Source organism: Affinirhizobium capsici (assembly GCF_977018625.1).
Genome location: NZ_CDRNXD010000004.1, coordinates 2,545,616 through 2,563,234 on the forward strand (window position 1 = coordinate 2,545,616; position 17,619 = coordinate 2,563,234).

Annotated in this window: 19 protein-coding genes and 1 tRNA gene; 12 read left to right on the forward strand and 8 right to left on the reverse strand. The window is 56.0% G+C overall.

Annotation, left to right across the window (positions count from 1 at the left end):
- Positions 1-4: 4 nt before the first annotated feature.
- Together phnN and AC0JZ1_RS15615 are read left to right on the forward strand one after the other, a co-directional pair.
- Positions 5-574, forward strand: a complete 570-nt coding sequence (gene phnN, locus AC0JZ1_RS15610) for a phosphonate metabolism protein/1,5-bisphosphokinase (PRPP-forming) PhnN (RefSeq protein ID WP_471883241.1) — start codon at positions 5-7, stop codon at positions 572-574.
- Between the two features lie 344 nt (positions 575-918).
- Positions 919-1,221 carry a hypothetical protein gene (locus AC0JZ1_RS15615; protein WP_471883242.1) on the forward strand — a complete coding sequence of 101 codons (303 nt, stop codon included), beginning with the start codon at positions 919-921 and terminating at the stop codon, positions 1,219-1,221.
- 33 nt (positions 1,222-1,254) lie between these two features.
- Here AC0JZ1_RS15615 and polA read toward each other — a convergent pair whose 3' ends face one another.
- A complete protein-coding gene (gene polA / locus AC0JZ1_RS15620; protein WP_471883243.1) occupies positions 1,255-4,242 on the reverse strand; it encodes a DNA polymerase I in 2,988 nt (995 codons plus the stop codon).
- 181 nt (positions 4,243-4,423) lie between these two features.
- Between polA and AC0JZ1_RS15625 the strand changes: the two genes are divergently transcribed.
- From AC0JZ1_RS15625 to AC0JZ1_RS15635, 3 genes are all read left to right on the forward strand, one after another.
- Positions 4,424-4,792: a hypothetical protein gene (locus AC0JZ1_RS15625; RefSeq protein WP_471883244.1), complete on the forward strand. Its 369-nt coding sequence runs from the start codon at positions 4,424-4,426 to the stop codon at positions 4,790-4,792.
- Positions 4,793-5,093: 301 nt separating this feature from the next.
- Complete coding sequence (locus AC0JZ1_RS15630) at positions 5,094-5,573, forward strand: MarR family winged helix-turn-helix transcriptional regulator (RefSeq protein ID WP_471883245.1); 480 nt, start codon at positions 5,094-5,096, stop codon at positions 5,571-5,573.
- Between the two features lie 326 nt (positions 5,574-5,899).
- Complete coding sequence (locus AC0JZ1_RS15635; RefSeq protein WP_471883246.1) at positions 5,900-7,282, forward strand: dipeptidase; 1,383 nt, start codon at positions 5,900-5,902, stop codon at positions 7,280-7,282.
- Positions 7,283-7,331: 49 nt separating this feature from the next.
- On the opposite strand, the gene AC0JZ1_RS15640 is transcribed toward AC0JZ1_RS15635, so the two are convergent.
- Positions 7,332-7,763: a hypothetical protein gene (locus tag AC0JZ1_RS15640; protein ID WP_471883247.1), complete on the reverse strand. Its 432-nt coding sequence runs from the start codon at positions 7,761-7,763 to the stop codon at positions 7,332-7,334.
- 528 nt (positions 7,764-8,291) lie between these two features.
- Positions 8,292-8,501 carry a cold-shock protein gene (locus tag AC0JZ1_RS15645; protein WP_062555021.1) on the reverse strand — a complete coding sequence of 70 codons (210 nt, stop codon included), beginning with the start codon at positions 8,499-8,501 and terminating at the stop codon, positions 8,292-8,294.
- 457 nt (positions 8,502-8,958) lie between these two features.
- On the opposite strand from AC0JZ1_RS15645, the gene AC0JZ1_RS15650 reads away from it, so the two are divergent.
- The gene (locus AC0JZ1_RS15650) at positions 8,959-9,450 is read left to right on the forward strand and encodes a YbaK/EbsC family protein (protein WP_471883248.1); all 492 of its coding nucleotides are present in this window, start codon (positions 8,959-8,961) and stop codon (positions 9,448-9,450) included.
- Here the strand turns inward: AC0JZ1_RS15650 and AC0JZ1_RS15655 are convergent.
- From AC0JZ1_RS15655 to AC0JZ1_RS15670, 4 genes are all read right to left on the reverse strand, one after another.
- Entirely contained in the window at positions 9,447-9,800 is a 354-nt protein-coding gene (locus AC0JZ1_RS15655) for a hypothetical protein (RefSeq protein ID WP_471883249.1), read from the reverse strand. The genes AC0JZ1_RS15650 and AC0JZ1_RS15655 overlap by 4 nt on opposite strands.
- 281 nt (positions 9,801-10,081) lie before the next feature.
- Entirely contained in the window at positions 10,082-11,785 is a 1,704-nt protein-coding gene (gene rpsA / locus AC0JZ1_RS15660) for a 30S ribosomal protein S1 (protein ID WP_471883250.1), read from the reverse strand.
- Between the two features lie 164 nt (positions 11,786-11,949).
- Positions 11,950-12,585, reverse strand: coding sequence for a (d)CMP kinase (cmk, locus tag AC0JZ1_RS15665; RefSeq protein ID WP_471883251.1), 636 nt, complete (start codon positions 12,583-12,585; stop codon positions 11,950-11,952).
- Positions 12,582-12,770, reverse strand: coding sequence for a hypothetical protein (locus AC0JZ1_RS15670; RefSeq protein ID WP_471883252.1), 189 nt, complete (start codon positions 12,768-12,770; stop codon positions 12,582-12,584). Before AC0JZ1_RS15670 ends, cmk begins: the two co-directional genes overlap by 4 nt.
- 80 nt (positions 12,771-12,850) lie before the next feature.
- Here AC0JZ1_RS15670 and AC0JZ1_RS15675 point away from each other — a divergent pair, with 80 nt between their 5' ends.
- The gene (locus AC0JZ1_RS15675) at positions 12,851-13,237 is read left to right on the forward strand and encodes a TIGR02300 family protein (RefSeq protein ID WP_471883253.1); all 387 of its coding nucleotides are present in this window, start codon (positions 12,851-12,853) and stop codon (positions 13,235-13,237) included.
- Positions 13,238-13,388: 151 nt separating this feature from the next.
- Positions 13,389-13,464: transfer RNA gene (locus tag AC0JZ1_RS15680), tRNA-Ala, on the forward strand.
- Positions 13,465-13,541: 77 nt separating this feature from the next.
- Here AC0JZ1_RS15680 and AC0JZ1_RS15685 read toward each other — a convergent pair.
- On the reverse strand, positions 13,542-13,796 hold the full coding sequence (locus AC0JZ1_RS15685) for a hypothetical protein (RefSeq protein ID WP_471883254.1): 255 nt from the start codon (positions 13,794-13,796) through the stop codon (positions 13,542-13,544).
- A gap of 218 nt (positions 13,797-14,014) precedes the next feature.
- Between AC0JZ1_RS15685 and exbB the strand changes: the two genes are divergently transcribed.
- The 4 genes from exbB to AC0JZ1_RS15705 are packed head-to-tail and all read left to right on the forward strand — an operon-like array spanning position 14,015 to position 17,522.
- Positions 14,015-15,082: a tonB-system energizer ExbB gene (exbB, locus tag AC0JZ1_RS15690; RefSeq protein WP_471883255.1), complete on the forward strand. Its 1,068-nt coding sequence runs from the start codon at positions 14,015-14,017 to the stop codon at positions 15,080-15,082.
- 3 nt (positions 15,083-15,085) lie between these two features.
- Positions 15,086-15,544 (forward strand): TonB system transport protein ExbD, encoded by a 459-nt coding sequence (gene exbD / locus AC0JZ1_RS15695; RefSeq protein WP_471883256.1) that lies wholly within the window; start codon positions 15,086-15,088, stop codon positions 15,542-15,544.
- Complete coding sequence (locus AC0JZ1_RS15700; RefSeq protein ID WP_471883257.1) at positions 15,541-16,464, forward strand: energy transducer TonB family protein; 924 nt, start codon at positions 15,541-15,543, stop codon at positions 16,462-16,464. The genes exbD and AC0JZ1_RS15700 overlap by 4 nt, the downstream gene beginning before the upstream one ends.
- Positions 16,465-16,520: 56 nt before the next feature.
- On the forward strand, positions 16,521-17,522 hold the full coding sequence (locus AC0JZ1_RS15705) for an Ldh family oxidoreductase (RefSeq protein WP_471883258.1): 1,002 nt from the start codon (positions 16,521-16,523) through the stop codon (positions 17,520-17,522).
- Positions 17,523-17,619 lie beyond the last annotated feature (97 nt).

Consider the following 17,619-nt stretch of genomic DNA (forward strand, 5'->3'; position numbering starts at 1 on the left):
AGTCATGCAGCAGGATGAGCAGCGTTTAGGTATTATGATTGTTGTCGTCGGCGCGAGTGGCGCCGGAAAAGACACGATCATCGCTTATGCCTCACGCCATTTTGCGGAGGATCAGCGCGTAGAATTTGTGCGCCGCTCTATCACCAGGCCTCTGGATGCGGGCGGGGAAGATCATCTTGCCCTTGAGATGGATGAGTTTCACCGTCAGGAAGCATCCGGTGGCTTTGCTGTTTCCTGGCAAGCACATGGTCTTTGCTATGGGATTCCAGCAGACACACTGGAGCGGCAGAAAAAAGCACGCTGCCTCATCGTCAACGGGTCCCGCTCGCTTCTTCCCCGCTTTCAGCAGGTATTTTCCCGTTTGGTGGTGGTTGAAATCACGGCGCGAACGGAGATCCTTGCGGCCAGGCTGGCAAAGCGTGGCCGGGAGAGCGAAAGAGAAATTCTGGCGCGCCTGCGCCATCAGCCTTCCCGCTCTAACATCGCATGCGAAACTTGGTCGATTGACAACAGCGGTGAACCGACGAACGCTGGCGAGGCGTTTATCAGGATTATTAAGAGCTATCTAGATTAGACGCGTCTCTGCAATCATGTGTCTCCGACAGTATATTTCTTGCAACAATTTGTCTTTTATTCCTGTCATCGGGCAACACTATACCAAAGTGGTATTTTTAACGGACGCCTGGAACTTTAGATTCTTGAAATATGTTTTGCGTGCTTAAGCCGTTTGTATTTTAGCGTAATAGCGCGATAAGATACCCAAATATATGCGGGTTTCTTTTTCTCGAAATTGCGTCAGAATGAGTTGACCGTTCTCACATCTGATAAAACGTTAGAATTTGATTATAATTTTCTACATCCGGACGAACACGCCGAAGGCGGAGCTTCGAAGTGAAGCTCGTTGCTTGGAGAGAAAGAATGAATGAAGCTCGTCTTAGCTTCAACCCAACAAAGGACCCTCTCGAGGAGCGGCTCGCCACCTTGGAGGCGCGACTTGTTGTTCTTGAAATTGTCTCGATGTCTGCGCTCGCCATGGCGCTGGACACCTCGGACAATGCCGATACCGAAGCAGCGCAGGGAATGGCGGCATTGATCGTCGAGACAGTTGATCAGCGTTGCGAAGAGCTTGGCGTAACACAGAACACCCGCAATACAGCGCGTGATTATGCTCAAAAGCTATTGGGCATCGCTATGGAAAGCCTCTACGCCCGCCCCAATTGATTGCTCCGCCCTTCGTTAAGGAGCGGAGCTGTATCAATGAGCCTCATCCCAATTGGCCGCAGCACGTGCATCCACTTTCAGCGGTACGCGCAATTGCAGCGCGGGCAGCGCCGCCTGTTCCATCGTCTCAACAATCAGCGGCATAGCCGCGGCGATTGCTTCCTCTTCAACTTCGAAAATCAGTTCGTCGTGAACCTGAAGCAACATGCGTACTTGTTCACCAAGCCCCGCTTTTGCCAGTGCCGGTTCAATCTTGATCATCGCACGGCGGATGATATCGGCAGCCGATCCCTGAATGGGTGCATTGATGGCTGCCCGTTCATTGAACGCACGAACCGAAGGGTTTGAAGACTTTATCTCCGGGTAATGGGCGCGGCGCCCAAACACCGTCTCCACATAGCCGTGTTCTCGAGCAAACGACTTGGTGGCTTCCATGTAATCGCGAATGCCAGGGAAGCGTTCAAAATACTTCTTGATGTAATCGCCAGCTTCAGAACGTTCGATGGAAAGCTGGTTTGCCAGCCCGAACGCCGAAATACCGTAGATAATCCCAAAGTTGATGGCCTTGGCGCGACGGCGCACTTCGGCGGGCATATCTGCCACCGGCACGCCAAACATTTCAGACGCCGTCATAGCGTGGATATCGATGCCATCGGCAAAAGCCTGCCGCAGTTGCGGTATCTCCGCCACATGCGCCAGTACCCGCAATTCGATCTGGCTGTAATCTGCCGAAATCAGCTTGTGCCCAGGCGTGGATATGAAGGCTGTGCGGATCTTGCGGCCTTCCGCATTACGCACCGGAATATTCTGCAGGTTCGGCTCCGACGAGGAAAGCCGCCCGGTCGAGGTGGAAGCCAGCGAGTAGGAAGTGTGCACTCGCTTGGTCTGCGGATGCACATACATTGGCAGGGCATCGGTATAGGTGGATTTCAGCTTGGTCAGCTGGCGCCAATCCACGATCTTGCGGGGAAGCGGCTCACCCTGCGCCGCCAAATCTTCCAACACTTGCGCAGAGGTAGACCACTGACCTGTTTTGGTCTTCGAGCCGCCGGGAAGCCCCATCCTACCGAACAGGATGTCGCCCAGCTGCTTTGGTGAGCCGATATTGAACTTCTCGCCTGCCAGCTCGTAGATCTCATCCTCAAAAGCAGCTGCCTTCTGGGCGAGTTCGCCTGAGAGCCGCGAAAGGATTTGCCGGTCGATCGTGATGCCGCGCTCTTCCATATGCGCGAGAACCGGCACAAGCGGCCGTTCCAGCCGCTCATAAACGCGGGTCAGCCCTTCTGCTGCAAGCCGTGGCTTCAAAACCAGCCATAGCCGTAGCGTCACATCCGCATCTTCTGCTGCATAAGCCGTCGCCTTCTCGATATCCACGCGATCGAATGTCACGGCAGATTTGCCGGAACCGGCCACGTCCTTGTAGGGAATCGGCGTATGCCCCAGCCAGCGCTCGGAAAGTGCGTCCATGCCATGATTGCCAACGCCCGCTTCCAGCACGTAGGAAATGAGCATGGTATCGTCGAAGCTCTGCATGGTAATGCCGTGCCGCTTCATGACGAGGTAATCATATTTGAGGTTCTGTGCGACCTTCAGGACGGAAGGATCTTCCAGCAGGTCCTTCAGAAGGGCCAGTCCCTCTGTCATCGGAACCTGGTTTTCGACCAGCTTCGGTCCTTCGCTGAACAGATCTTCATTGCCGCCGGATTTGTGGGCAAGCGGCAGATAGGCAGCGCGCACATCGCTGGAGTTCGGGCTCTGCGTGTAATCCTGAATAGCAAGCGATACACCCACCAGTTCCGCCTGCATGGGATCAAGCGACGTGGTTTCCGTATCGAAAGCCACAAGACCCGTCTCTTTCGCCACAGCTATCCAGAGCTTCAGCGTCTCCACATCACGGATCGTCGCGTAACCGCTGTGATCGATCTTGTGAGATGAGAACGCTTCGTGCCGCGCAGCAGCAACATCCACGGCGCGCGCTCCACCGCCAATAGCGGAGCCAGCAGCTTGGGTCTGAGCAGTATCTATCTTCGAAAGGTCTTGATTATGCTCCATGCCAGGATCGAGGTCCGGGCCATGGGCCGTTGCACCCCACTCCACAAGAATTTCCGCCGGTTCAATGATACTTGCGTCGCAATCGCAGGCGTCCGCCACACGGCGCGTCAGCGTGCCAAACTCCATGGCCTTCAGGAAGGCGACAAGCTTCGGGCCATCCTGTTGTTCCAGCACCAGCGCATCAAGCGGCATGTCAAGCGGCACATCGGTGCGAAGCTCCACGAGCTGGCGCGACAGGCGGGCAAGCTCTGCATTGGCGATGATGTTTTCGCGGCGCTTGACCTGCTTGATCTCTCCCGCGCGAGCGAGAAGCTGCTCGAGATCGCCGAATTCTTCCAGAAGCTGGGCAGCGGTCTTCGGGCCGATGCCGGGAATGCCCGGCACATTATCGATCGAGTCGCCAACCAGCGCCTGCAGGTCGATCATCTTTTCCGGCGGCACGCCCCATTTTTCGATGACGTCCGGAATGCCGATCTGCTTGTCCTTCATGCTGTCGTACATGTGGACATTCGGCGTCACCAACTGCATCAAATCCTTGTCGGAGGAAATGATCGTGACATCCGCGCCTATGGCTTCTGCGGCCCGGGCGTAAGTCGCAATAATATCGTCAGCCTCAAAGCCTTCTGTCTCAATGCAAGGAAGGTTGAACGCGCGCGTTGCCTGACGGATCAGCCCGAATTGCGGAACCAACTCTTCCGGCGGTGCAGATCGGTTAGCCTTGTATCCATCATAGAGATCCTTGCGGAACGTCTTCGAAGAATAGTCGAAAATCACCGCGAAATGGCTTGGCGTGACGCCCACATTCGTATCGCGCGCGTTGGTCAGCAGCTTCCACAACATGTTGCAAAAGCCGGAGACGGCACCCACAGGCAAACCATCCGTCTTGCGCGTCAGCGGTGGCAGGGCATGGAAGGCACGGAAGATGAATCCTGAGCCGTCCACGAGGAAGAGATGATCGCCTTTTTTCATGAAAGGATGGATACTCCGCCTTGCCGAAAAGGTCTATCCTTGCTGGAACCATCGCGGAAATTTCACGTGTGTTCCTTCCAGCGATGACCACTGCATCTCATCGGCATCCGCATTCCCTTTGGTTGTTTGCATCTCATCGGCATCCGCATTCCCTTTGGTTGTTTTTAGAGAAAAGGTATTCATGACCGGCCGCAGTGTTCTAACCCTTTACCTCGTCACCTTGGCACTCATGCTGATGGTCGGCCTATGGCGCTACTATAGCGGCGACAGCGGCAATATGATCTTCATGAAAATCTTGTTCTGCGGTGTCTATCTTTTGGCGGGTCGAGGCTTGGAAAGCATATTCCCGCCAGAGAATGCGCCCTCACGCCATTGGCTGGTGCAGCTTGAAATGTACATTCTTGAGGCTTTGCTACTCGCCACATTTCTGCTTTTCACGATATCCGACCTTGGCACCTCAACCTTTCCGCAACAGTTGGCAATGATGGTGACTTTCACCGCTATTTACGCGCCGCTCAAGCTCCTGTTTTTCTGGCGGCGCCGCGGCTAGGACGAGGCAGTTCACTGGAACGTTACTCCATTGTAATCCAGCATTCCCTTGAATGACCACTTTTGCATGGCCATCTCTCCCTCATCGGCGATTGATCACGCCGCAACCTGATAGCTGGCTTGTCCCCCGCCGCGTCAGGTCGGGCAAAGGCCTCACCCCTCTCCGGGCCTTTGTCCTTCTATCACCGCCACGACCGATCCCCTCCCCGGTCGTGGCGGTTTTCGTTTCTGCAGATTGCAAATTCCTCCCGCATCCATACTCTGCGATACATATCATGCAGTCGAATCGGGCTGGACCCTTCATGACGTTTGAGACCACGGATTCCGCGCTCTACCTCGCCAACCAGCTGGCGAAAACTTTGTCTCGCGCACTGGCAAAGCGAGCAGCCGAACTAGGCTTTTCACCGGGTCAGTTCCCGGTTCTACAATCTCTCTGGCAGGAAGATGGCCTGACGCAACGGCAGTTGCTGGACAAGCTTGATATCGAGCAAGCCACCCTTGCCAATACTCTTGCCCGCATGGAACGCGACGCCCTCATTACCCGCCGCCCTCACCCCAGGGATCGGCGCGCACAGATCATCGAACTGACCGAACGTGGGCGCTCTCTGGAGCAATTGGCAACCCATGCCGCGGCTCAGGCGGATGAGGATCTTTTCAAAGGCTTTCGTCGCTTCGAAAAAGAGCTTCTGAAAGAGTATATGCGCATGGCGCTTGCCAATGCACGGCAGCTTGATGCTCTCCCTGTCGAACAGGCCACCTCCCCTTCGTCTCCTCTCGCCTGAAACACAAGCCCCGCCAAACCGCTTCACACTTTTGCGCGACATGGCTTCTTCCACGCATGCCGTTATCGCAAAACCGCTTCACACTTTTGCGCGACATGGCTTCTTCCATGCATGCCGTTATCGCAAAACCGCTTCACACTTTTGCGCGACATGGCTTCCTCCACGCATGCCGTTATCGCAAAACCGCTTCACACTTTTGCGCGACATGCTTCCTCCACGCATGCCGTTATCGCAAAACCGCTTCACACTTTTGCGCGACATGCTTAGGGTACCTCACCATCCACTAACGAACGACATTCCACATAAAAATCGCAAGGCTGATCCGCATGACCGATCTTTCCCCAATTCTTGAGCAGGCCGACAAAAATCTCGATGCAAGCCTTGGACGCCTGTTTGAACTGGTTCGCATTCCCTCCATCTCCACTGATCCCGCCTACAAGGCAGAATGCCGCAAAGCAGGGGAATGGCTGGTTGCCGAATTGAACGCGCTTGGCTTCAAAGCTTCTTTGCGCGATACACCCGGTCACCCCATGGTCGTTGCCCATCATGAGGCCGGTCGCGCCGATGCTCCGCGTGTTCTCTTCTACGGCCACTACGATGTGCAGCCGGTTGATCCCATCGAGCTCTGGGAAAATGATCCCTTCGATCCGAAAGTGAAGGATATCGGTAATGGCCGCAAGGTTCTGACAGGTCGTGGCACTTCGGATGATAAAGGCCAACTGATGACCTTCGTTGAAGCCTGCCGCGCCTATAAGGAAGTGGCCGGCTCGCTTCCGGTGAACATCACCATTCTTTTCGAAGGTGAGGAAGAATCCGGATCTCCGTCTCTCAAGCCATTCCTGGAAGCCAATGCAGATGAACTGAAGGCGGAGTTTGCCCTGGTCTGCGACACCAGCATGTGGGACACGCAAACACCTGCTATTGCTGCAACGCTTCGTGGCCTTGTCGGAGAAGAAATCACTGTCTTTGCCGCAGATCGTGATCTCCATTCCGGTCTCTTCGGCGGGGCTGCCGCCAACCCGATCCATATTCTTACCACCGCCCTGGCTGGCCTGCGCGATGAGACAGGACGCGTAACCTTGCCTGGCTTTTATGACGGCGTGGACGAAACACCGGAAAACATCAAGGCCAGCTGGGAAACCCTTGGCCGTGACGCAAAGAGTTTTCTCGGCGAAGTCGGCCTGTCCGAGCCATCGGGCGAGAAGGGGCGTTCCGTTCTCGAACTCACCTGGGCACGGCCGACCTGTGAAGTTAACGGCATCTGGGGTGGCTATACGGGCGAAGGCTTCAAAACGGTCATTGCAGCGCAAGCTTCCGCCAAAATCTCTTTCCGCCTCGTGGGCGAGCAAGACCCGGAGAAAATCCGTGAAAGCTTCCGCGCCTATATCCGCTCAAAAATCCCGGCTGATTGCCGCGTGGAATTCCATGAGCACGGTGCCTCTCCTGCTATTCAGCTTTCCTATGATTCGCCGGTGCTGACGAAAGCCAAAGCTGCCCTCTCCGATGAATGGCCAAAGCCTGCCGTTGTGGTCGGCATGGGTGGTTCGATCCCGATTGTCGGCGATTTCCAGACCTATCTCGGAATGGATTCGCTGCTCGTCGGCTATGGCTTGATCGATGACCGTATCCATTCGCCTAACGAAAAATACGATCTCAACTCGTTCCATAAGGGCATCCGATCCTGGATTCGTATCCTGGCTGCGCTCTGAAACACCTTTAGGCCTTCCGGGGTCACCCGGAAGGCCTGTACTTACTCAATCAGGACACGCCAACAATGGTCGGCTTGTCTGAGTTGTAGTCGATGTAGTGATTACCAGCCCTCAAAGTTATGCAAACGTATGTATCGTCGGTTTCATCTTTAAACCGAAAAGACTGTCGGTCAAAATTTGCAAAATTAATTCTGTATTCGTAAATTAGATAACTGCTCGCCTTATCGACAAATCCACCAATAAGACCTCTTGTTATCGCCTTTCTTGAAGTCTCGGATTTACCGTTCGGCGCCCAATTTACCGATCTCCATGATTCCTCACTAACATTAGAGTCGATTTGCTCGGCAGCTTTACTCAATCCCTGGATGAGATCATCCGCTCGATATCCAGAAGCCTTCGGATATCCTACTCTGTATGTTTTTTCACCAGAACCAGAAACTTCTATAACAATGTAATCTTCATTCTCTTCTACAATCTTCATGCAAGGCTCCATTAAAAATAACGAAACCCCTTAACCGTTTTAGTTGAATCTGTAAATATTTTTCATCTCAGGGTTTATAACTGTGCGTTTATTTTGGGGGTAATCCAGGCTGCAGAAGACAGCTTTAATTCGGCAAATTGCGCAAATTAAGCTTCGCACTTCATTTGGGCTAAGCACGAGCATAAGGCTGACCAAACCCTTGATAACCCCCAAAAAAGCAAAAAGGCCGGGGATGAGCCCGACCTTTTCCTGCCTATTTCGATTCTGCCAGTACATCCGTGGTCAGTTTCCGAAACAGGTCCGGCATTTCCGACAGCACCGATTTGCATCAGCGCTTTTTCATGTTCTCATGGTCTCTCAAGAAGGTTAACAAATCGTTAACGAAATTGCCGCCCTTCGAAAGGCATCGAAGAATTTTCACATCCTTCAGGAGAACAGCTCAGTTGCCGCTTGATCCAGAAATGGGAATGGCGCCCCGCGATTGCAAGGGCGCCATCCAAAATTCTTACGATTCGCTAAAATAGCGAATTAAGCAGCCTGAAGGCTGTCAGCCGAAACGCGGCCCGAACGACGATCGGTCACCAGTTCGTAAGCGATCTTCTGGCCGTCCTTGAGGCCAGCCATGCCAGCGCGCTCAACAGCAGAGATGTGAACGAATACGTCGGCAGCGCCGTCGTCAGGCTGAATGAAGCCGAAGCCCTTGGTTGCGTTAAACCACTTTACAGTACCAGTAGCCATTACGATGTCCTTTCACTCGCAACGTTGTCTTTGCTTCTGTCGCCTGAGCGGCAAAAGCGGGGAAGGTCGTATTTGAGGGAAGGGTCGTCGTCAGCGCGAATGAGCGCTGTAGTGCCACAGTCAAACAAATATCGATGCGGGGTTAGTTATCCTCGCCAAGGCCCAATTGTCAAGCTGGCACAAGGCGTTCAAACTCCTCCTGAAAATAGAAGAAGCCCGGCGTGGGAGGAGGATACGCCGGGCTTCTGATACTGGCCAGCAACTGGGAGGAGGAGGTGTTGCTGGACCCCACGACAGACACTGGGAGGAGGAGTGCGTCTGTCGATGATTGAAGATTATCAAATCAGCGCTTAAAAAACAGTCAATATTTCGCACTGCAGCAATGCTAAATTGACATAGCTTTACGGGCACATTGAGAGAGCTTGCCACCCGGAGCAAGCTTGGCTAGCTTGGCGTCATGAGCCTTACATCTGTAAAAGAATTCTTTATAGAACACGCTCCGGATATTCATGTCATTGAAACGGAAGCGAGTTCTGCCACCGTCGCGCTGGCTGCAGAAGCGCATAACGTAGAGCCCGATCAAATTGCCAAGACAATTTGCCTACGGGCCGGAGATGAGGTGGTGCTTCTCGTCGCATCAGGAATGAGCCGGCTGGATAACCGCAAATTTCGCGATCGATTCGGCTCCAAGCCGCGTATGCTCGACGCAGAGGAAGTCGTGGCCAGAACGAGTCATCCCGTTGGCGGCGTCTGCCCCTTCGGCGTGAAGGAGCCGCTGAAGATCTATCTGGATGAATCGCTGAAGCGTTTCGATATCGTGGTTCCAGCTGCAGGCGCAATCAACGCCGCTGTCCGCATTTCGCCGGCTAGAATGGCGGAGTTGACCTCCGCCACTTGGGTCGATGTTTGTCAGCCGCCGCGCGCTGCGGAAGGCTTGGAGACCTCTTAGTAGTAACGGCGGTACCAGGCCTGCTTCTGCTCGAACGAGGTCGAGGCGACCAGATAACCGATAGCAAAGCCAATACCGCCGATCAGCGTCAGCACGGTTCCAGCCGTCGCGGGGTGTTCGCGGATGACGCCTGCGACAGAGGTGGCCTCTTCCTGAACATATTGTGCGGCATCTGAGGCCTTTGCCTTGACCGTCTCATAGGTGTCAGCGCCAAAATCCGAAAGAGATGCACGGATATGCTCGATTTCCTTGCGCAGCGCGGAAATCTCAGCGCGCATCGCATCATCTGCTTCGCCAGCAATGCGCTCGCCGCGCGCTTCCAGCGAGGAATTTCTTCCAGCTTCCATCATCCCGAAAACTCCTTGTTGATGGTCAAGATGCCGGTCAACTAATGAAGCTGAAATAGGTTCCGGCTGATCTGCTGGATCAAATGAGCAGGCCCGTCAGCAGCCTCTGAAACACATCCCCTCTCTCAGCAAAATCGCCACACCGTGCACTTCGAAGTATCGGGGAATTTTCCTCTTTTGCGGCATCAATCATCGCAGCAAGGAAATCTACCACTCTGGCAGATACAGAAAAGCCCGCCGGAACAGTCGCTCCGGCGGGCTTTTCAATTCTATCGCAACGAGGATTAGTCGTTGGTGCGGTTCTTCAGGGCAGCGCCCAGAATGTCGCCAAGCGATGCGCCACTATCGGACGAACCGAACTGAGCAACAGCTTCCTTCTCTTCTGCGATCTCGAGAGCCTTGATCGACAGCATGACCTTGCGGTCCTTCTTGGAGAAGTTGACGACGCGAGCGTCGAAAACCTGACCAGCGGAGAAGCGCTCAGGACGCTGATCGTCACGATCGCGAGCCAGGTCACCACGACGGATGAACGAGGTGATATCTTCGTGGTTCACGAGCTTCACTTCGACGCCGCCATCGTTAACGCTGATGACTTCGCAGGATACGACAGCGTTCTTGCGCAGTTCGCCGGAGGTTGCAGCTTCACCAACCGTGTCACGGCCGAGCTGCTTGATGCCGAGCGAGATACGCTCCTTCTCGACGTCAACATCCAGAACGACAGCCTTGACGACATCGCCCTTGTTGAACTCTTCGATGACCTGCTCGCCTGGACGGTTCCAGTCGAGGTCGGACAGGTGAACCATGCCGTCAACGTCGCCTTCGAGGCCGATGAACAGACCGAATTCAGTCTTGTTCTTGACTTCGCCTTCGACTTCCGTGCCAGCCGGATGGCTGTAAGCGAATGCCTGCCATGGGTTCTCAAGCGTCTGCTTGAGGCCGAGCGAGATGCGGCGCTTCGAAGGATCGACTTCGAGAACGACCACGTCAACTTCCTGGCTTGTGGACAGGATCTTGCCGGGGTGAACGTTCTTCTTCGTCCAGGACATTTCGGAGATGTGGATCAGGCCTTCGATGCCCGGCTCCAGCTCAACGAATGCACCGTAGTCGGTGATGTTGGTGACGGTACCGGAGATCTTCTTGCCAACCGGGTACTTGGCAGAGATGCCATCCCACGGATCGGACTCGAGCTGCTTCATGCCGAGCGAGATACGATGGGTTTCCTGGTTGATACGGATGATCTGAACCTTGACCTGCTGGCCGATGTTCAGGATTTCCGAAGGATGGTTTACACGGCGCCATGCCATGTCGGTCACGTGCAGCAGACCGTCGATGCCGCCGAGATCAACGAACGCACCGTAATCGGTGATGTTCTTGACAACGCCGTCAACAACCTGGCCTTCTTCGAGGTTCTGAACGATTTCAGAACGCTGCTCGGCACGGGACTCTTCCAGAACCGTGCGGCGCGAAACAACGATGTTGCCGCGGCGCTTGTCCATCTTGAGGATTTCGAAGGGCTGCGGGTTGTGCATCAAAGGCGTCACGTCGCGGATCGGACGGATGTCAACCTGAGAGCGTGGAAGGAAGGCAACGGCGCCGTCGAGGTCAACCGTGAAGCCGCCCTTGACCTGGTTGAAGATAACGCCTTCAACGCGCTCGCCAGCTTCGAACTTGGCTTCCAGCTTGATCCAGCTTTCTTCGCGGCGAGCCTTCTCGCGCGACAGAACAGCTTCGCCGAGAGCGTTTTCGATGCGCTCAACGTAAACTTCAACTTCGTCGCCAACCTTGAGCGAGCCGTCCTTGCCCTTGGCGCCGAATTCCTTCAGCGGAACGCGACCTTCGACCTTGAGGCCGACGTCGATCACCGCAACATCCTTCTCGATTGCCGTGACGAGACCCTTGGCTACATAGCCTTCAGCAAGGTCGTTCGAGGCAAAGGATTCTTCGAGGAGGGCTGCGAAATCCTCCCGCGTGGGGTTTGCTAGTACCATGAAATCTCCTGATCGTGCCGTTTTGAGCACGCGGTGCGCCGGGGGTTCGTGTTATTCATACCCAAAGATCAAGTCCGCCCTTCTCGTGGAGGGCAATCCGGCGCGGGGACCAGGCCTTCAAGTTATTCCGTTTGATTTCGATGCACCGGCGAACCGGCAGACCGTCAATTCCTGTTCAAGACAGCGTCGATGATACTCTTCGCCGCTTGGAATGCGGCCTCTATACTCATTTCCGATGTGTCAAGCAAGTGCGCATCTGCAGCCGGTTTCAAGGGGCTATCAGCGCGTCCCATGTCACGCTCGTCGCGTTTCTTCACATCTTCGAAAATACTGTCGAAATCAGCGCTACCGCCATTGGCGACAATTTCATCGAAGCGGCGTTTTGCTCGGATTTCAGGCGAGGCGGTCACGTAAAGCTTCACGGGTGCCTGCGGGCAAACAACAGTACCAATGTCACGCCCATCAAGCACCGTTCCCGGCTCACGACGCGAAAATGCCTGCTGCGCTTCAACCAGCGCACGGCGCACCGAGGGCATGACGGCAATCTTGGATGCAGCCTCGCCAATATGATGCTGCGCCAGTATCGAGCGATCCAGTCCGCCAAGATCGATTGCCTTAGCCATCTTTTCCGCAACGATTTCATCATCGAGTGGCAGGCCAGCATCCAGCAGCGCCTTTGCCGTCGCGCGATAGGTAAGCCCGGTATCAAGATGCTGGAAGCCATAGGTTTCAGCAATCCGGCGTGAGAGTGTACCCTTTCCGGCGGCGGCTGGCCCATCGATGGCAATGATAAAGGTCATGGCTGTCTCCCAAGATTTCCGCACTCCTCTAGACCAAAGAGGGGGCGCTTTCCATCGCGCCGTTCGCCCTTACCGGCAAAGCGGGTGGGATCGGCCAGCCCGTCATCTTGCGATTGCGCCTGCTTCCATGCGATTTCCCAGCTTTCCCGCCCAAGTTTGCCTTTGACTTCACCATTTACAAGCATTATGGGGACCGGCTAACAATTTTGAGCGTCGCGATTGCGGCAACGCCGAACTGATCGGCCATTCTCACGAGGCATCCACAGTGGCAAAAGCGGAACTTGGAACCAAGCGTACCGACCCGGATACGGGCAAGAAATTCTACGACCTGAATCGCGATCCGGTCGTTTCGCCTTACACCGGCAAGTCCTGGCCGCTCTCTTTCTTTGAAGAGAACACGGCTCAGATGAAGATGGAACAGGCTGAAGAAGAAGAAGTGGCTGAAGTCGATACGGAAAACCCGGACGTCGAACTGGTCTCTCTGGAAGAGGGCGACGATGCGGCTGGCGGCGACGACCTGCCGGATATGGGTGACGACGACGTCGAAATCGACGGCGACGACGACGACACCTTCCTGGAAACCGATGACGAAGATGACGATGAAGATATGTCTGGCATCATCGGCGTTGGTGGCGACGAAGACGAAGTCTAAGCACTTGATTTCAGGCCCGGACCAAAAAAATGTCCGGGCCTTCCATTTTCGGCTTGCGCTCGGAATTTTCCGGAAGTAATAAGCCGCCACCCCGAACGAAGCAGCGCTTCGCCACGGGTTCCCGGAACCGGATAATGCCCGGTACCCTGATGGGGCTATAGCTCAGCTGGGAGAGCGCTTGCATGGCATGCAAGAGGTCAGCGGTTCGATCCCGCTTAGCTCCACCAAAATCCCCCTCATACCTTTCTCATGCGATAGCGCGATCTTGGCCTAGGTATTTCGTCGGGCTTACAGGTCTGTCTGCTTAACTTCGCGGTTCACCCCCGGGCGCATAGACGCTTTTGCGGGCAAAGCGGAATTTGTGGCCGCATTGGCAGCGCAACATGTATTTGGCCGGATCGCGGGAGGAAAACTCGGTCGAAAAGCCCTTTGGCATTTCATCGACCTGGAAGCCTGGGTCCTTGCGGTGTGGATCGTCATCCTCCGAGACCTCGGCAAAGCCGGTATGTCCGCATTGAGGGCATTCAAGTTTCCGGGAATATCTATCGCGTGCTGCCATGCCAGCTAGGTATGTTCTGACATCGCAATTGGCAAGCGATTCGCACCGTCAGCGAAACATGAATTATTTCGTAAAGAATCTTTCGCTTGTCCGCACTTATTAGTTTACATTATTTGTCATGTTTATTATCCCCTTGTGCAACGCGCGGTGGCGGCCTCTCGCGAAGGAATATGCCTGAAGCACCCCTGCGCTCAATGAAGCCCGCCAGGGAGACCTCTATGTCCAGCCATTTTGCTTTTTCCACTCAATCGGAGTCTTCAAACGCTGGCTGCGTCAGGAGCACTTTGGTTATAGCGGCCTGCATTGCGCTGTTTGGCTCGAGTGCGTTGGCGCAGGCACAAGATGCGGGAAGCGCAGCACCCATCACACAGCAGGCACCGGCGCAAACCCAGGCTCCCGACACTGCGACCTCTCCTGCCTCGTCAACCCCGCAAGCAGCACCAAATGCGCCAACACAGCCCGATGTGTCGGCAAGCCAGCCGCCAGAAGCGAGTATAGCGGTGGAGCAACCTGCCGCAGCCGCACCTGCACAGCCATCAGTTTCCGCTGAACGTAGCGATATCCCGCATAATCTTTCGCCGCTCGGCATGTTCATGGCGGCGGATTGGGTGGTGAAGGGCGTGATGATCGGCCTCGCCCTGGCCTCTCTGCTAACCTGGACAGTATGGCTTGCGAAATCGCTCGAACTGTTTGGCGCGCGCCGCCGCGCAAAGCTGGTGATCGAGGCCATCCGCCAGTCCAAAAGCCTTGCAGACGCGCTGGTGCTCACCGAAAAGCGGCGTGGACCGGCTGCCTCCATGTTGGCGGAAGCCGCCCGTGAGCTGAAGCTTTCCGAAGGTGCGCTGGATCATGTGGAACATGCGGGCGTGAAGGAGCGCGTTGCTTCTGTTCTCGGACGCATCGAGGCCTATGCAGGCCGCCGCATGATGCGTGGCACGGGTGCCCTGGCCACCATTGGCTCAGTCGGACCGTTTGTTGGCTTGTTCGGCACTGTCTGGGGCATCATGAATTCCTTCATCGGCATCTCGGAATCACAGACGACGAACCTTGCCGTCGTCGCACCGGGCATCGCGGAAGCGCTTCTGGCCACCGCAATCGGCCTCGTAGCCGCCATTCCGGCAGTCGTGATCTATAACATCTTTGCCCGCTCCATTACCGGCTATCGCCAGCTTCTGGCGGATGCCGCGGCGGGGGTTGAGCGGCTTGTGAGCCGCGATCTGGATTTCCGCAAGGTGCCTCCGGGCGGTCGCGTCAAGTCGTCCGTGTCTTTGGTCGCGGGGGAATAGGTTATGGCGGGTGGAATTCGCGAAAATCACGGTGACGATCTCTCGGAAAACCACGAGATCAATGTCACGCCCTTTATCGATGTCATGCTGGTGCTGCTGATCATTTTCATGGTGGCCGCACCGCTTGCCACGGTTGATGTGAATGTCGATCTCCCAGCTTCCACCGCGAAGCCAGCGCAAAAGCCGGAACAGCCTCTTTATCTCACTGTGAAACAGGATCTGTCGCTCAACCTTGGCAATGATCCCGTGGCGCGTGAGCAACTGGCGCAAAGGCTTGAGAGCCAAACGCAGGGCAACAAGGACACGCGCATCTTTCTGCGCGCGGATAAGGCCGTGGATTACGGGCATTTCATGGAGGTCATGAACCTGCTGCGGGATGCCGGCTATCTCAAGATCGCTTTGGTTGGCCTGGAAACGATCGGCAGCCAGCCTGCAGCGCCTCAGGCGGGAACACAGCCATGATGCTTCATCCGCGCAGCTGGCAACGCAAGCTTGGAGAAGCGGCGCTCTGGGTCGGAGCGGGCTCCGTGGTTCTATGCGCGCATCTGGCTGCAGCCGCTGTCCTTCTTCGGCAGGAACCGGAAGAGGCAGGCCTGCCAGATGCACCTGCGGCCATCATGATTGAAATGGCCGCTGAACCGGAAGCTGCGGCAACCGAGGAAACGGTTATTTCGGAGCAGTTACAGGATGTCCAAGAAGTTCTGAACGAGCAGCAGCCGGTTGAACAGGCCAAGGTCGAACCAGAACCGCTACCGGAGCCAGAACCCCCTATGGAAACGGCAGAGATCCTGCCGGACGACATTCAGGAACCTGTGACGGAGACCACGCAGACAATTCCCGAGGAGCCGCTTCCGCCGCAGGATCTTCCCGCTGAAGAACAGCTTGCGATGCTGGAGCATGTGGAGGTTCCGCTTCCTGTCATTCGTCCTCAGCCAGAAGAGGTGAAACCACAGGAGCCGAAGGAGCCGCCAAAGCAGAAGAAGGTGGAGGCGCGAAAGCCGAAGCCTCAGCCACCGGCAGCAAAGGCTGCCGTGCAGGCCAAGGCTGACGTGACGGAATCGACGCGCACGGCGGCCGCTGCCACATCTAGCACCAGTGGTTCATCCTCCATTTCGCCTGCCCGTTGGCAAACCAAGCTTGCCGCTCATCTGGCGCGCCAGCGTGGAAAATGCCCGGCATCGGGCAAGGGAAGCACCGCCATGATCACGTTCAGGATTGACGGTGGCGGCAATCTTTCCAGTGTCGGCCTTGCGCGTTCCTCCGGCTTTTCCGATTTCGATCAATATATGGTCGATCTCGTTCGCCGTGCTTCACCTGTGCCGCCGCCACCCGCTGGCCTCAGCAATAAGGTAACGGTTCCTCTCGGCTACCGGAACTGCTAAAGAACCGCCCGTTCAAAAGGTGCCATTTGGGCGCCTTCGCTAACGGACATGATTCGATGCATTTTTCTCTCCCCGATCTTCAGCAACGGCTTGCCGCCATCTTTGAATTCAATGGCGTGCTGGCAGATGCTGCGACGTCCGTTGCAAAAGGGCTCGTCGCTGCAGAGGCGGCAGGCCAGTCGAGCCATGGACTGCGCCGTGTGGTGGCCTATGTGTCGCAGGTTCGAGCCGGCAAGGTGCGGGGAGATGCGAAGGCAGAATTGTCTCAACCGCGACCAGCCTTTCTTTCCGTCGATGCGCATCACGGTTTTGCCTTCCCGGCGCTGGATGTGGCCGTTGAGGCGTTAGCTCCTCTTGCCCACTCGCAGGGCATTGCCGCTGCCGCTATCCACCGCTCGCACCACGCAGGCGTCCTGGCGCTGACGGTGGAGCGGTTTGCAGAGCAGGGGCTGATGGCCATTATGTTTGCCAATGCGCCAGCCTCCATGGCTGCCTGGGGCGGCAAGCGCCCGTTGTTCGGCACCAACCCCATTGCTTTTGCGCTGCCTTTGCCGAAACAGGAGCCCATCGTTATCGATTTAGCCCTGTCCAAGGTAGCGCGCGGCAAGGTCATGGAAGCTCAGCAACGTGGAGTGCCTATCCCTGACGACTGGGCGCTTGATGAGCAGGGCAATCCAACAACGGATGCAAACGCAGCTATTCAAGGCACTATGGCACCTGCTGGCGGTGCCAAAGGCGCTGCACTCGCCCTTATGGTCGAGGTCTTGTCCGCCAGCCTGACGGGCGCACAGTATTCCTTTGAATCAAGCTCACTGTTTGACGATCGAGGTGGACCGCCCGCGCTTGGCCACTTCATCATCGCAATCGATCCAACGGCTGCGGCAGGCCCGCAAGTCGAGAGTCGCATCGCTCTGCTTGCCGCCGAGATGGCGCGGGAGCCTGGCGTGCGGCTGCCCGGCAGGCGCGGCCAAACCGCTCGTGCCAAGGCCTCGCAGGATGGGCTTGAGATTGAGGATAGCGTCATGCAAGCAATAGAGCGTCTTCAGCTGCGCAACTGACTGGGTTGGCGGGTACATTCTGCGAACATGTTGCGGCTTCTGTGGAAAGACCGTGCTGGAAATGACGTGCGCCACAATAATGCGTCGTGACCGCTGC

Bases quoted from the DNA above. Each gene is read 5' to 3' on its own strand.
- AC0JZ1_RS15650 (WP_471883248.1), top strand. From the start codon at position 8,959: ATGAGCCTTACATCTGTAAAAGAATTCTTTATAGAACACGCTCCGGAT.
- AC0JZ1_RS15705 (WP_471883258.1), top strand. From the start codon at position 16,521: ATGCATTTTTCTCTCCCCGATCTTCAGCAACGGCTTGCCGCCATCTTT.
- AC0JZ1_RS15685 (WP_471883254.1), bottom strand. From the start codon at position 13,796: ATGGCAGCACGCGATAGATATTCCCGGAAACTTGAATGCCCTCAATGC.
- polA (WP_471883243.1), bottom strand. From the start codon at position 4,242: ATGAAAAAAGGCGATCATCTCTTCCTCGTGGACGGCTCAGGATTCATC.
- AC0JZ1_RS15655 (WP_471883249.1), bottom strand. From the start codon at position 9,800: ATGATGGAAGCTGGAAGAAATTCCTCGCTGGAAGCGCGCGGCGAGCGC.
- AC0JZ1_RS15630 (WP_471883245.1), top strand. From the start codon at position 5,094: ATGACGTTTGAGACCACGGATTCCGCGCTCTACCTCGCCAACCAGCTG.
- cmk (WP_471883251.1), bottom strand. From the start codon at position 12,585: ATGACCTTTATCATTGCCATCGATGGGCCAGCCGCCGCCGGAAAGGGT.
- AC0JZ1_RS15615 (WP_471883242.1), top strand. From the start codon at position 919: ATGAATGAAGCTCGTCTTAGCTTCAACCCAACAAAGGACCCTCTCGAG.
- exbB (WP_471883255.1), top strand. From the start codon at position 14,015: ATGTCCAGCCATTTTGCTTTTTCCACTCAATCGGAGTCTTCAAACGCT.
- phnN (WP_471883241.1), top strand. From the start codon at position 5: ATGCAGCAGGATGAGCAGCGTTTAGGTATTATGATTGTTGTCGTCGGC.
- AC0JZ1_RS15645 (WP_062555021.1), bottom strand. From the start codon at position 8,501: ATGGCTACTGGTACTGTAAAGTGGTTTAACGCAACCAAGGGCTTCGGC.
- exbD (WP_471883256.1), top strand. From the start codon at position 15,086: ATGGCGGGTGGAATTCGCGAAAATCACGGTGACGATCTCTCGGAAAAC.
- AC0JZ1_RS15640 (WP_471883247.1), bottom strand. From the start codon at position 7,763: ATGAAGATTGTAGAAGAGAATGAAGATTACATTGTTATAGAAGTTTCT.
- AC0JZ1_RS15670 (WP_471883252.1), bottom strand. From the start codon at position 12,770: ATGCTTGTAAATGGTGAAGTCAAAGGCAAACTTGGGCGGGAAAGCTGG.
- AC0JZ1_RS15635 (WP_471883246.1), top strand. From the start codon at position 5,900: ATGACCGATCTTTCCCCAATTCTTGAGCAGGCCGACAAAAATCTCGAT.
- rpsA (WP_471883250.1), bottom strand. From the start codon at position 11,785: ATGGTACTAGCAAACCCCACGCGGGAGGATTTCGCAGCCCTCCTCGAA.
- AC0JZ1_RS15700 (WP_471883257.1), top strand. From the start codon at position 15,541: ATGATGCTTCATCCGCGCAGCTGGCAACGCAAGCTTGGAGAAGCGGCG.
- AC0JZ1_RS15625 (WP_471883244.1), top strand. From the start codon at position 4,424: ATGACCGGCCGCAGTGTTCTAACCCTTTACCTCGTCACCTTGGCACTC.